Origin of the sequence: Agromyces sp. PvR057 (genome assembly GCF_040547485.1) — a bacterium.
Taxonomy (GTDB): Bacteria; Actinomycetota; Actinomycetes; order Actinomycetales; family Microbacteriaceae; genus Agromyces.
In genome coordinates this window covers 1-13,476 of sequence record NZ_JBEPPT010000003.1, presented here as the reverse complement: position 1 = coordinate 13,476, position 13,476 = coordinate 1, and the positions used below count along the sequence as shown (strand labels likewise).

The following is a 13,476-nucleotide window of genomic DNA, read 5'->3' as shown; positions in this document are numbered from 1 at the left end:
TCCTCCGCATGGATGTCTCGTGTCGGGCCCCTTGTGCCCAGCGGCACTGGGTTCTATGTTGGGAACACCAACGTTGGGGTGACCAACGAATGGTCGTGGAGGGGAGACACATGAGCACGGCAACCGGCGGGGCGACCGCCCCCATCACGCTCGACGACCGGATGCAGCTGACCGAGATGGTCTCGCGCCTCGGCGCCGCGCTCGACGAGCATCGCTTCGACGTGCTGCGCGAGCTCTTCACCGATGACGCGACCGCGACGACTCCCGGCGGAACCGCCGAGGGCCGTGAGGCCGTGGTCGCCCAGGCGACGCGCAACCACATCGGCTTCGAGCGCCTGCATCACGTCATGACGAACGTGCTCATCGACGAGGGCGAGTCCGCCCGGGGAGCCCGGACGGCCGAGGTCCGGGCCAACCTCACCGCCCACTTCGCCCACGCCGACGGCGTTCCCGTGCAGGCGATCGGCGCGGTCTACCGATTCGGCGTGCGCGAGACGGCCTCCGGGTGGCGCATCGCCGAGCTCCGGGTCGCGCCGACCTGGCGTACCTCCGCGCCGACCTCCGCAACCGCGCCGACCTCCGCAACCGACGCATCCGCCGCGACTGCCCCGACCGCCGAGGCCTCCGCATGAGCCCGGCGACTCCCGCCGACGGCATGGGCGTGCAGTCGATGCCGCCTCGTCGTCTCGCGGAGCTGCCGAGCTGGCTGCTCAGCCGGGCGGCGGTACTGGGCGCCGGCGCCGTGGGTGACGCGCTCGGGGTGCACGGCATGCGCAGGCATCACTTCTCGGTGCTCCACGCCCTGGCCGAGGGCGGGTCGGTGAGCCAGGCCGAGCTCGGCCGCCGTCTCGGCATCGATCGCAGCGACCTGCACGCGGTGCTCGGTGACCTCGAGGCATCCGACCTCATCGCCCGCTCCCCCGATGAGCGCGATCGACGGCGCAACAGCGTCTCGATCTCAGCCGCCGGCCGGAATCGCCTCGCCGAGCTCGACGCCGCCGTCGACGAGGCGCAGCACGTGCTGCTCGCCCGGCTCGACGACGGCGAGCAGGCCGAGCTCCGCCGGCTGCTGATCGTCCTGCTCGGCGACTCGATCCCCTCGTCCGCGAAGTGATGGCGGCCGCCGCGGCATCCGTCTACGGTGAAACCCGGGGTTCAGGCACGAGCCGGAATATCACCCCGCTTCGCAAAGTTGAGTCAAGTACACTCAAGTTTGGAACGAAGGGAGTCATGAGTGGCGAACATGCAAGGCGCACCGAACTCGCAGGAGGAGCAGAAGTCCGCACTCGAGCAGTACGGCGTCAACCTCACCGAGATCGCGAAGGCGGGCAAGCTCGACCCGGTCATCGGCCGTGACGCCGAGATCCGACGCGTCAGCCAGGTGCTCACGCGTCGCACCAAGAACAACCCGGTGCTCATCGGCGAGCCCGGCGTCGGCAAGACCGCCGTGGTCGAGGGCCTCGCCCAGCGCATCGTCGCCGGCGACGTGGCCGAGTCGCTCAAGGGCAAGCAGCTCATCTCGCTCGACATCTCCGCGCTCGTCGCGGGCGCCATGTACCGCGGGCAGTTCGAGGAGCGGCTCAAGGCCGTGCTGAAGGAGATCGACGAGTCCGACGGCGAGGTCATCACGTTCGTCGACGAACTGCACCTGCTCATGGGCGCGGGCGGCGGCGAGGGCTCCGTCGCGGCGTCGAACATGCTGAAGCCCATGCTCGCGCGTGGCGAGCTCCGTCTCATCGGCGCCACGACGCTCGACGAGTACCGCGAGTACATCGAGAAGGATGCCGCGCTCGAACGCCGCTTCCAGCAGGTGTACGTCGGCGAGCCGTCCGTCGAGGACACGGTCGCGATCCTCCGCGGACTCAAGGGCCGGTACGAGGCCCACCACGGGGTGACGATCACGGATGCCGCGCTCGTCGCCGCGGCATCCCTCAGCAATCGCTACATCACGTCGCGCCAGCTGCCCGACAAGGCGATCGACCTCATCGACGAGGCCATGTCGCGCCTCAAGATGGAGATCGACTCGAGCCCGATCGAGATCGACCAGCTCAAGCGCGAGGTCGACCGCATGAAGATCGAGGAGCTCGCCCTCAAGAAGGAGAAGGACGACGCGTCGAAGGAGCGGCTCGCGAAGCTGCGCGAGACGCTCGTCGGCAAGGAGCGCGAGCTCGCCGACCTCGAGGCGCGGTGGACCCGCGAGCGGATGTCGCTGAACCGCGTCGGCGACCTGAAGAAGCAGCTCGACGAGGCCGTGACCGCCCGCGACCGCGCCATGCGCGAGGCCGACTACGCAACCGCGTCGCGCCTGGAGTACGAGACGATCGCACGCCTGCAGCGCGACCTCGTCGAGGCCGAGCGGGCAGAGTCGGTCGCGACCGACGAGCCGCGCATGGTCAACGAGCAGGTCACCGATGAGGACATCGCCGCCGTGATCGCCGCGTGGACCGGCATTCCGGTCGGGCGACTGCTGCAGGGCGAGACCGAGAAGCTGCTGCACCTCGAGGCCGAACTCGGCAAGCGGCTCATCGGCCAGAAGCGCGCCGTCGCGGCCGTCGCCGATGCCGTGCGTCGCACGCGCGCGGGCATCAGCGACCCGAACCGCCCGACCGGGTCGTTCCTCTTCCTCGGCCCCACCGGCGTCGGCAAGACCGAGCTCGCCAGGGCGCTCGCCGAGTTCCTCTTCGATGACGAGCGCGCCATGGTGCGCATCGACATGTCGGAGTACGGCGAGAAGTTCTCGGTCTCGCGACTCGTCGGTGCACCCCCGGGCTACGTCGGCTACGACCAGGGCGGGCAGCTGACCGAGGCCGTCCGACGCCGTCCGTACTCCGTCGTGCTCTTCGACGAGGTCGAGAAGGCGCATCCCGAGGTCTTCGACGTGCTGCTGCAGGTGCTCGACGACGGGCGCCTGACCGACGGCCAGGGCCGCACGGTCGACTTCCGCAACGTCATCATGATCCTCACCTCCAACCTCGGGTCGCAGTACCTCGTCGACCCCACCCTCTCCTGGGCGCAGAAGGAGGAGGCGGTCATGCAGGCCGTGCGGCAGTCGTTCAAGCCCGAGTTCGTCAACCGGCTCGACGACCTCGTCGTGTTCTCCGCCCTCACCCAGGAGGAGCTCGCCGAGATCGTGAACCTCTACGTCGATCGCCTGTCGGCGCGGCTGCACGAGCGGCGCCTCGAGCTCGCCGTGACGCCCGACGCCAGGGCCTGGCTCGCCGAGCGCGGCTACGACCCGCTCTACGGCGCGCGGCCGCTGCGCCGCCTCATGCAGCGCGAGATCGACGACCGGCTCGCCAGGGCTCTGCTCGCGGGCGGCATCAGAGACGGCGATGCCGTCGTCGTGGCGCTCGACCCCTCGGGCGAGGCACTGACGGTGCAGCGGGCCGAGCGGTAGCTGCCGCGAAGGTCGGACCGAGCGGATCGCCGGAGAAATTCTCGACCACGTGTCGATCCGGCATCCGCTCGTTCGACGCCTGAGTGAGGCGGGCACTTCGGCCCCCTCGATGAAGCACCCGAACGAGGAGAACACCATGAAGTACATGCTGATCATGCGCTCGAACGACGCGGCCGTCGAGGCCTACGAGAGCCTCGACTTCGCCGAGGTCATCGCCGCGATGGGCGCCTACAACGAGTCGCTCATCAAGGCCGGCGTGCTGCTCGCGGGCGAGGGGCTCTCCGATGCGAAGGAGGGCTTCGTCGTCGACTTCGAGACCACGCCCCCGGTCGTCACCGACGGCCCCTACGGCGAGACGAAGGAGCTGTTCAACGGGTTCTGGATCATCCAGGCCTCGAGCCCCGAAGAGGCCGCCGAGTGGGCGAAGCGCTGCCCGCTGGGCCCGGGCTCGAAGCTCGAGGTGCGTCGCGTGAACGAACTCGAGGACTTCCCGCAGGACAACGAGTGGATCCAGAAGGAGGCCGGCTGGCGCGAGGAGTTCGAGAACCGGGCCGGCTGAGCCATGGGCTCGACGGATGCCGCGGGCTCACCCGCAGCCGCAGGCCTTCCGCATGCTGCCAACGCATCAGACGCATCAGACGCGACGGGCGCGGCCGACGCGACGGACGCGACCGGCTCGGCGCGAGACGCCGACGTTCGCGCCCGTCGCGCGGTCGCGGCCGTCTGGCACATGGAGTCCGCACGGATCGTCGCGACCCTGACCCGGTTCGTCGGCGACGTCGGACAGGCCGAGGACCTCGCGCAGGAGGCCATCGTCGAGGCTCTCCGGCAGTGGCCGGTCGACGGCGTACCCGGCAATCCGGGCGCCTGGCTCACCACCGTCGCTAAGCGTCGCGCGATCGACGGGTGGCGGCGCCGCGAGCGGCTCGACGAGCGGTACGCGGCCATGGCGCGCGACCTCGAGGAGCGGGGCGGCGCGGCATCCGACGTCTTCTGGGACCCCGACACGATCGACGACGACATGCTGCGGCTGATCTTCGTGTCGTGCCACCCGGTGCTGTCGCGCGAGGCGCAGATCGCGCTCACGCTGCGCATCGTCGGCGGCCTGTCGAGCGAGGAGATCGCGCGCGCGTTCCTCGTGCCGACCGCGACGATCCAGCAGCGCATCGTGCGGGCGAAGAAGACCCTCGCGGCCGCGAACGTGCCGTTCGAGGTACCGGAGCCGAACGAGTACCCGGCCAGGCTCGCGTCGGTGCTGCACGTGCTCTACCTCGTGTTCAACGAGGGGTACCTGCCCGCGTCGGGTGCCGAATGGGTGCGGGCGGATGTCTCGAACGAGGCCCTGCGCATGGCCAGGGTGGTCGCGGGACTCATGCCGCGCGAGCCCGAGGCGTGGTCGCTCGTCGCGCTCATGGAGTTCACGGCGGCGCGGTTCCCGGCCCGCACGGCGCCCGACGGATCGGCGATCCCGCTCGACGAGCAGGACCGCACCCGTTGGGACCGGGCCCAGATCGGCCGCGGGCGCGACGCGCTCGCCACGGCCGACCGCCTCGGCCGGGGTCGCGGAACCTACGGGCTCCAGGCCGCGATCGCCGGGCAGCACGCGATCGCACCGTCGGTCGACGCGACCGACTGGGCGCACATCGTCGTGCTCTACGAGGCGCTCGGACGCATCGCGCCCTCGCCCGTGGTCGATCTCAATCGGGCGGTGGCGGTCGCGATGTCGACCGGGCCCGCGTCGGCGCTGCTCCTCGTCGACGAGCTCGCGGCCGCGGGCCGCCTCGCCGGCTACTCCGGGCTGCCGGCCGTGCGCGGAGAGCTGCTCGCCCGCCTCGGGCGCGTCGACGAGGCGCGGGTCGAACTCGAGCGGGCCGCCCGCATGACGGGCAACGAGCGCGAGCGCGACAGCCTGCTTGCGAAGGCCGCGAAGCTCTGAGCGCCTGAGTCCGAGCGCGCCGCAGACCGGAGCCGCAGACCGGAGCCGCCGCCGGCCCCGCCGTCAGTCGGCCGCCGGCTGCGGCTCGACGATGCCGTTGGCGCTCGCCGGGATGCGGCGCTCGAGCGCGACCGCCATGACGCCGATGCCGAGGCAGCAGACCACCATGAGGCCGATGAACACGCCAGACAGGTCGTGGTCGAGCAGGATGCCGGCCGCGACGGGCCCGGCGATCGCGCCGCCCTGGAACGCCGCCGAGTTGATCGCGTTGTAGCGACCGCGGTTGTGGTCGGAGGCGAGGTCGTTGTAGACCGCGGGCACGGTGGGCTGCAGCAGCGTCTCGCCGAACGCGAAGACGCCCATGAACGCGATGACGCCGATGGCGGCGGCGATCGTGTCGGGCACGAGCCCGGTGGCGCCGAGCAGCAGCCAGGCCGCGGCCCACACGAGCGCCATGATCCACATGACGCGCGTGCGCCGCTTGCCGGAGATCCACCGCAGCACGGCGAACTGGAAGAGCACGATGACGAGCGTGTTGACGGCGAACGCGAACCCGACCGTGCGGGTCGAGACCTCGGCGACCTGGCGGGCGAATGCGGGGAAGCCCGCCTCCATCTGCCCGTATCCGACGAACATCGCGACGAACGTGAGCAGGGTCACCCAGATCACGGCGGGCCGACGGAGGATCTGCCGGTAGCCGCCGGTGGTGGGGGCATCCGCCGAGGGCTCGGACTGGGTGCGCACGTGGCGGAGCGGCCCGAGCAGCAGCGCCATGGGGATGAGGCAGCTCGCGGCGTCGACGAGGAAGATCACGGTGAACGTCTCTGGCGTCTCGACGTTCACGTAGAAGCCGCCGATGACCCCGCCGATGCCGATGCCGAGGTTCACGAGCGCGAAGTTCACGCCGAAGTACTGCTGTCGCAGGTCGCCGCTGACGACTCTCGCGATGAGCGCGTTGAACCCGGGCCACGAGACGCCGAAGTTCACGCCGATGAGCACGAGCCCGACGGCGGCGACCGTTGGATCCGTCGCGAACGCGAGCAGCGTGCAGCCGACGATCATCGCGCCGAGCCCGATGATGAGGATCGTGCGGGCGCCGTAGCGGTCGATGAGGCTGCCGCCCGGCCCGGTGACGATGAGCCCGACGACCGCGATGAGCCCCATGAGCGTGCCGGCGAGTCCGAGGTCGAACCCGCGCACCTCGTGCAGGTAGATGATCGTGAACGGCAGCGTCAGGCCGCGCCCGAGCGTCTGGATCGCGACGGTCGAGAGCAGCCACCGGCCCTCGGTGGGCAGGGCGCGCCAGAAGCCGCGGATTCCGTTCACCAGAGCATCCTGTCGCATGCCGCCGACATCCGTGTTCGTGCTCCGGAGGCGCAGCGTTCACCGTCGGCGGGTAGGCTCCCCGCATGCTCGTGGGGGGTGGCGTCCGCGTCGACGACCTGGTCGTCGAGACCGATCTCGGCGCCGTGCGCGGGGTGCGCGAGCGCGGCGTCCGGGCCTGGCGCGGCATCCCCTACGCGGCGCCGCCGGTCGGACCGCGACGGTTCCTCGCGCCCGCGCCCGCCGAAGGGTGGGGCGGCGTGCGCGATGCATCCCGCTTCGGCCCGGTCGCACCGCAGAACCGCCACGGCCAGTTCATCGGCGCCGCGTCGCACCTCCCCCGCAGCGAGGACTGCCTGAGCCTCAACGTCATCGCCCCCGACCGGCCCGGCGATCGAGCGGATGCCCCGGGCGCCACGCACGCCGCCCGGCCCGCTCGTGCGGTGGCCGGCGGCGGCCTTCCCGTCATGGTGTTCGTGCACGGCGGCGCGTACAGCGTGGGCTCCTCGCGGGAGTATCCGAGGCAGGGAGAGCGGCTCGTTCGCCGGCACGGCGTGCTCTACGTGAGCCTGAACTACCGGCTCGGAGCACTCGGCTGGCTGGACTTCCGCGCGTACGCCGGACCGCGGCATCCGTTCGACGCGAACGTCGGCCTGCGCGACCAGGTCGCCGCGCTCGAGTGGGTGCGGCGCAACATCGCGGCGTTCGGCGGCGACCCAGACCGCGTGACGCTCTTCGGGGAGTCGGCCGGCGCGAACTCGGTCACGACGCTCATGGCGGTGCCGAGCGCCGAGGGCCTGTTCGCGCGGGCGATCGCGCAGAGCTCCCCGGCGAACGCCGTGTACCTGCCCGAGATGGCCGCGACGTGGGCGGGCGAGTACGTGTCGATCCTCAGCCGGCTCGTCGACGACGACGACCTCGAGAGCGAGGGGGTCGAGGATGCGGCGGCGATGCTCCGTGCGGCCGATCCGTCGGTGCTGGCGAGGGCGACGACCGAGTTGACCGTGCGCACGCCCGACGAGAACCCCGGCACGATCAGCCTCGCGCCGGTCATCGACGGGGACGTCCTGCCCGTGCGCCCGCTCGACGCGTTCCGGGACGGCACGGCGCACCGGGTGCCGCTGATCATCGGCACGAACGACCGCGAGGGGTCGCTGTTCGAGGGGCGCATCGACATCCTGCCGACGACGAAGCCGCGCATTCGGGCGATCTTCGCGAACACGCGCAAGAAGTCGCGCAAGGCGATCAAGCGGCAGTATCCCGACCTCCCGGAGCGGCGGCCGGCCGCCGACTTCGCCGGTGACTTCACGTTCTGGTTCCCGAGCGTGAAGGCCGGCGAGCGGCACTCCCGGTCCGCGCCGACCTGGTTCTACCGCTTCGACGCGGCTCCGCGCACGGCCAGGCTGCTCGGGCTCGATGCGACCCACGGCCTCGAGCTCTTCGCGCTCTTCGAGAAGTTCGACACGCCCGTCGGCGCCGCGCTCACGTTGCTCGGCGGGCGGCGCATGTTCCGCTCGACCGGGCGGCGGATGCAGTCGCACTGGGCGGCGTTCGCGGCATCCGGCGCGCCGCTCGACGGCTGGCCGCGATACGACGAGCGGATGCGGCGCACCCTCGTCTTCGACGCCGCCGACCGCGTCGAGGCCGACCCGCGCCGCGAGAAGCGACTCGCGTGGCAGGAGTTCGTGCCGCATGTGTGACGCAGTCGTCCCGATGCGTGCGGCGGGGCTCTTGTCGCCCGCTCTCGCGCATCACTACGCTGGGGGCAACGAAGGCGGGGGGACGTCATGTCGGATTCAGTGGTTGAAGCTGGGGCGGTCGTGCTGACGAGGGGCCAGGATCGCGGACTGCGGTTGATCGGCCTCGCGGGCATCATCGGCGGGGCGTTGCTGATCATCGTCGCGGTGATCGCGTGGATGGCGGTCTCGGCCCAGTTGCGGGCGGAGAACATCACCATCTCCGACGATGCGCCCATCCTCGCGGGCCAGCAGGTCGATGGCCCGATCGACGCGTACGTGCAGGCGAGCGTCATCAACACGCACGCCCTCGAGATGGCCGACGGCAAGACCTACGCCGAGATGGACATGGACGACCCGGTGCGCGCGACCGTCATGGACGCGTCGTTCCTGCGGGCGTCGCTGTTCACCTCGGTGGTGTCGTTCGGCGTCGCGTTGTTCGCCGCGGGCGTCGGGGTGATCTTCATCCTGTTCGGGTGGGCGATCCGCATTCTCGTCCCGGCGCTCGGCAAGGCGCAACCGGCGGTCCGGCGCACGACCGCCTGACCCGGAGCCCATCCTTCGCGTGGGTGGCGGCCGGGCGTAGGCTCGATCGCATGCTTGCCACCGTCATCCACGCCGCCCGCGACATCCGCGTCGAGACCGTGCCCGACCCGGTGCTGTCGACCGGCGGCGACGCGATCGTGCGCGTCGTGGCCGCGTGCGTCTGCGGGTCCGACCTGTGGCCGTACCGCGGGGTCACGCCGACCGAGGAGCCGCACCGCATCGGCCACGAGTTCGTGGGCGTGGTCGAGGCCGTCGGCGACGACGTGAGCCTCGTCGACGTGGGCGACTTCGTGATCGCACCGTTCTACGTGTGCGACAACACGTGCGTGAACTGCCGCAACGGCGTCAGCACCTCGTGCAGGAACGGCGGTTGGTGGGGAAGTGACGATCGCGTCGGCGGCTTCGCCGACGGCGGCCAGGGCGAGCGCGTGCGCGTGCCGATCGCCGACGGCACCCTCGTCCCCGTTCGTGAAGAGGTCACCGCCGACATGGTGCCCGGGCTCCTCACCCTCAGCGACGTGATGGGCACGGGCCACCACGCGGCCGTCTCGGCCGGGGTGCAGCCCGGCGAATCCGTGGTCGTGGTCGGCGACGGCGCGGTCGGCCTCTGCGCGATCATCGCCGCGAAGCGCCTCGGCGCCACGACGATCATCGCGATGTCCCGCCACGCCGCCCGGCAGGAGCTCGCGACGGCGTTCGGTGCCACCCACCTCGTGGCCGAGCGCGGCGACGAGGGGGTCGCGGCCGTCAAGGAGCTCACCGGCGGCATCGGCGCCGACCGCGTGCTCGAGTGCGTCGGCACCAAGGAGTCGATGGACCAGGCGATCCGATCGGCCCGCCCCGGCGGCATGGTCGGCTACGTCGGCGTGCCGAACGGCGGGCCCGAGCTGCCGGTGCGCCCCCTGTTCAACCGCAACGTCGGGGTCAACGGCGGCGTCGCACCCGTGCGCGGGTACATCGAGGAGCTGCTGCCCGACGTGCTCTCCGGCGCGATCGAGCCCGGGCGGGTCTTCGACCTGAAGCTCCCCCTCGCGGAGGCGGCCGAGGCCTACGCGGCCATGGACGAGCGCCGCGCCATCAAGGTGATGCTGCAGCCGTAGCGACCATGCCGGTCGAGTAGGCGCCCGCGCCGTACCGAGACCAGCCCCGGCTACGCCTCCACGTCGTCGAGCCGCGCGATGACGACCTCGAGCAGTCGTGCGAGCTCGCCGCGCTCGGCATCGCTAAGGTCCTGCAGCACGTCGGACTCGACGACGTCGGAGCCGCGGATGGCGACGCTGAACAGCTGCCAGCCGGCATCCGTCAGGCTCACGTGGATCCGGGTGCGGTTCTCGGGGTCGGGCGTGCGCTCGACGAGCCCCCGTTCGACGAGCTTGTCGATGCGGTGCGTCATCGACGAGGGGGCGACGTTCGTCAGCTCGGCGAGCTGGCTGGGCGTGAGTGCTTCGCCGGCCTTCGCGAGCGAGGTGAGCACGGCCCATTCGCCCGCGGTGACCTCGAGGTCGACGAGCTGCCTGGCGTACCACTGGTCGAGCTTCTTGGTGAGGCTCTGCACGGCGGTGATCACCCGCTGCACCGACTCCTCGCCGCCGGCCTTGACATAGGTCGCGACGGCGCGGCGATGGAGCTCCTGCGCGCTCGGGGTGCGGTTCGCCATACGGGAATTCTCGCACGCATCATTCGGTTGCTAATATTTCGATATCGAATACTTCACGTTCGAAGGACTCCGGATGCCTCGCGGCCGACGTCGATCTGCGGCATCCGTCGCTCCGACGACGACTCATGAGAGGAGCGCATGCATGCGCGCGAAACTGCTCATCCTCGCGAGCTCGATCGGCTCGCTCGGCTGGGGGGCCGTGCTGCCGTACCAGTACGCCTACGCAGCCGACACCCGGGACTGGGGCGCACTCGTCGCCGCGGGCGCCTCATCGCTCTTCTCGATCGGCGCGCTCGTGGCGGCACCCCTCGCGGGTCGCCTCGCCGACCGCTTCGACCCGGTGCGCGTGGCGGTGCTCGCCCAGCTGATCGGCGCGGCCGGCGTCGCCTCGCTCGTCTTCGCCGACGTTCCGGCGCTCTTCCTCGCCGGCATGCTCGTCTTCGGGCTCGGCCTCTCGGCTGCAGTGCCGGCGAAGCAGGTGCTCGCGCTGACCTGGTCGTCGAGCGACGACCGTCGCAAGGTGTTCGCCTACAAGTTCACGGGCGAGGCGCTCGGCATGGCGGCCGGCGCCTTCCTCGCCGGACTCGTGGTCGACCTCGACCGGGCCGACGGGCTCGACATCGGATTCCTGATGGCCGCGGGCGGGTTCGTCCTGTCATCGGCGATCATCGCGCTCGCCGGGCGGATGCCGCTGGCACGCGCTGCTGCCATGCCCGCCGCCCGGGTGGCCGACGCCGCGGCCTCCGACGTCCCAGCGGGCACGGGCGCCTTCGGGGCCGTCGATGCGGCGACCGGCGCGATCGCCGTGGTCGACCTGGACGGCGACGGACGCCCCGACGGCCCGGCGCGCTCGCGCGGCGCCCTCCGCGTGATCTTCGCCCAGCCCGCGATGCGCTGGACGGCCGTCGTCACGATCGCGCTCGCCCTCGGCTTCTACGCCCAGTTCGAGTCCGGGCTGCCCGCCTACGGCATCACCGTGCTCGACGTCGACCCGTCGGCGATCGGCCTCGCGGCGGCGATCAACTGCGTCGTCATCGTGGCGCTGCAGGTGATCGTCGTGAAGCTCACGGCCAAGCGCAGTGCACCCGTGCTGCTCATGGGGGTCGGCGGCATCTGGGTCGTGTCCTGGCTCATCCTGTCGGCGGCGCAGCTCTCGCCCGCCATCGCCACGGCGCTGTTCGTCACGACCTACGGCATCTTCGCCGTCGGCGAGACGATCTACAGTCCGGTGCTCAACCCGCTGACGGCGCAGCTCGCGCCGAAGGGCATGGTCGGCCAGACGCTCGGAACCGTCGCCGCACTGCAGACCGCCTTCTCGGCGGCCGGCCCGCTCGTGGCCGGAGTGCTGCTCGGCGCGGGCCTGACCGACGTGTTCCTCGGCATGCACCTCGCCGTGAGCGTGCTCGCGGTGTTCGCCGCATGGCGGGTCAAGCGCGCGATGGCGGTCGCCTCGGCGAGCAGCGAGATCCCGGATGTCGTGACGAACGCCGCGCGCACCCGCGAGGAGCCGCCGACGACGCCCGTCGACCTCGTCCGCACGTAGCCGGAGCACGCGGGCGTTCCGGCCGGAGACGCAGGATGCCCCGGGGTTGGACCCCGGGGCATCCGTTCCTGCTGAGTGCCGCGATTACGCGCCGGCGAGCACCAGCTCGTCGAGCGTCTTGCGCTCGCGCGGGGCGACCTCGCGCTCGCGGAGCACGTCGGGCAGCGAGTCGACGTCGCCGAGCACGCCGATCGCGGTGACCGAGACGACCTCGAGGTTGTCTGCCAGGCCGAACGCGTCGTGGAGCTTCGCGGCGTCGAAGCCGCCCATCTGGTGGGTGTGCAGGCCCTCGTGCTGCGCCTGCACCGTGAGGTGCGCGACGGCCTGGCCGAGGTCGTACCGCGCCCACGGGCGGGTCTTGCCCTCGGCGTCGGCGATCTCGGCGACGTTGACGATGAGCACGGCGGCCGAGTCGGCCCAGGCCTGGTTGAAGCCCAGCATCGCGTCGTGCGTGGTCGTGAACTCGGGGGTGCCACGGTGCGCGACGACGAAGCGCCACGGCTGCGAGTTGTTGGCGGAGGGTGCCCAGCGGGCGGCCTCGAGGATCGTGCGCAGCGCCTCGGGCTCGACGACGGCGTTCGGGTCGAACGCGCGGGGACTCCAGCGGTCGACCAGGGGGTCGATGAGTGCGGCCGAGGTGTCGGCCTTGCGGGACGTGAGATCGGTGACGAGCGTCATGGCGGACCAGCTTTCTTCGTGGGGGAACACATGCCGGGGCGCCTTCGTCCCAGTGCATTCAAACGCATGGACGCTGGAGGTATTCCGCGTGCCCTTGAAATGCACGCAGCGCGGCGACACATTCGACGCATTCGGAAACGCTGACGTCGTTCGAGGGCCGGCGGCGCGGCTCAGCTGCTCGACGGTGAGGCCGTGGATGTCGCCGGCGGGTGGCTCCGACGCTCGCTCGTCTTCGGGAGTGGTGGACGGACGCCCCGTGGCCGGGATGATTCCGCGCGTGTCGGGGTGCTGGGTGGGGTGCGACACGCCCGGGGTGTGGGGTGGATTTGTGTGTGGTGGGTGGGGGATTGTAGATTTTCTCTTGTCGCCGCGGCGGCCAGGTAGGGCTTCGGGTTCTGGTTGGTTGTCGGGTGAAGGTTCTAGCCAAATAACCTCGTAGGCGCGTTTGCGACTCGGTGATTTCAAGTCTAGGATCGGATCTCCACCTTCTTCTTGTTGCTGGTCTTCGGGCTGGTTTCTGGGAGTGTGATCGTAGTTCGGGGCCTTGTGTTCTGATGCGGTTTCGTGTGGTGGTATGGTTGACAGGTTGCCCTGAATGAGTGGCTCACGGTTGTGGGTTGGGAGTTCGGGTGCGTCCGTTTCTTGAGAACTCAACAGCGT

The 13,476-nt window shown here is 70.9% G+C and carries 12 protein-coding genes; 9 read left to right on the top strand and 3 right to left on the bottom strand.

Annotated elements, in window-relative coordinates; all coding sequences use genetic code 11:
• The first annotated feature begins 110 nt into the window (after positions 1-110).
• From ABIC29_RS12735 to ABIC29_RS12715, 5 genes are all read left to right on the top strand, one after another.
• On the top strand, positions 111-632 hold the full coding sequence (locus ABIC29_RS12735; RefSeq protein WP_158551702.1) for a nuclear transport factor 2 family protein: 522 nt from the start codon (positions 111-113) through the stop codon (positions 630-632).
• Complete coding sequence (locus ABIC29_RS12730) at positions 629-1,114, top strand: MarR family winged helix-turn-helix transcriptional regulator (protein ID WP_199471152.1); 486 nt, start codon at positions 629-631, stop codon at positions 1,112-1,114. Before ABIC29_RS12735 ends, ABIC29_RS12730 begins: the two co-directional genes overlap by 4 nt.
• Before the next feature lie 120 nt (positions 1,115-1,234).
• On the top strand, positions 1,235-3,397 hold the full coding sequence (locus ABIC29_RS12725) for an ATP-dependent Clp protease ATP-binding subunit (RefSeq protein WP_199471148.1): 2,163 nt from the start codon (positions 1,235-1,237) through the stop codon (positions 3,395-3,397).
• 136 nt (positions 3,398-3,533) lie between these two features.
• Positions 3,534-3,956, top strand: a complete 423-nt coding sequence (locus tag ABIC29_RS12720; protein WP_354245887.1) for a YciI family protein — start codon at positions 3,534-3,536, stop codon at positions 3,954-3,956.
• 171 nt (positions 3,957-4,127) lie between these two features.
• Positions 4,128-5,333: an RNA polymerase sigma factor gene (locus tag ABIC29_RS12715; RefSeq protein ID WP_199471130.1), complete on the top strand. Its 1,206-nt coding sequence runs from the start codon at positions 4,128-4,130 to the stop codon at positions 5,331-5,333.
• Between the two features lie 63 nt (positions 5,334-5,396).
• Here ABIC29_RS12715 and ABIC29_RS12710 read toward each other — a convergent pair whose 3' ends face one another.
• Entirely contained in the window at positions 5,397-6,659 is a 1,263-nt protein-coding gene (locus ABIC29_RS12710) for an MFS transporter (protein WP_354245883.1), read from the bottom strand.
• 83 nt (positions 6,660-6,742) lie between these two features.
• Between ABIC29_RS12710 and ABIC29_RS12705 the strand changes: the two genes are divergently transcribed.
• From ABIC29_RS12705 to ABIC29_RS12695, 3 genes are all read left to right on the top strand, one after another.
• Positions 6,743-8,356, top strand: coding sequence for a carboxylesterase/lipase family protein (locus ABIC29_RS12705; RefSeq protein WP_354245880.1), 1,614 nt, complete (start codon positions 6,743-6,745; stop codon positions 8,354-8,356).
• An 87-nt stretch (positions 8,357-8,443) separates the two neighbouring features.
• Complete coding sequence (locus tag ABIC29_RS12700; RefSeq protein ID WP_116079947.1) at positions 8,444-8,938, top strand: aromatic ring-opening dioxygenase LigA; 495 nt, start codon at positions 8,444-8,446, stop codon at positions 8,936-8,938.
• Between the two features lie 50 nt (positions 8,939-8,988).
• Positions 8,989-10,038, top strand: a complete 1,050-nt coding sequence (locus ABIC29_RS12695) for a zinc-dependent alcohol dehydrogenase family protein (protein WP_116079946.1) — start codon at positions 8,989-8,991, stop codon at positions 10,036-10,038.
• Positions 10,039-10,088: 50 nt separating this feature from the next.
• Here ABIC29_RS12695 and ABIC29_RS12690 read toward each other — a convergent pair whose 3' ends face one another.
• Positions 10,089-10,595 (bottom strand): MarR family winged helix-turn-helix transcriptional regulator, encoded by a 507-nt coding sequence (locus ABIC29_RS12690; protein ID WP_116079945.1) that lies wholly within the window; start codon positions 10,593-10,595, stop codon positions 10,089-10,091.
• Between the two features lie 142 nt (positions 10,596-10,737).
• Here ABIC29_RS12690 and ABIC29_RS12685 point away from each other — a divergent pair, with 142 nt between their 5' ends.
• The gene (locus ABIC29_RS12685; RefSeq protein WP_354245875.1) at positions 10,738-12,138 is read left to right on the top strand and encodes an MFS transporter; all 1,401 of its coding nucleotides are present in this window, start codon (positions 10,738-10,740) and stop codon (positions 12,136-12,138) included.
• Between the two features lie 84 nt (positions 12,139-12,222).
• Here the strand turns inward: ABIC29_RS12685 and ABIC29_RS12680 are convergent, their stop codons facing one another.
• Positions 12,223-12,816, bottom strand: a complete 594-nt coding sequence (locus ABIC29_RS12680) for a nitroreductase family protein (protein ID WP_116079943.1) — start codon at positions 12,814-12,816, stop codon at positions 12,223-12,225.
• Positions 12,817-13,476: the final 660 nt, after the last annotated feature.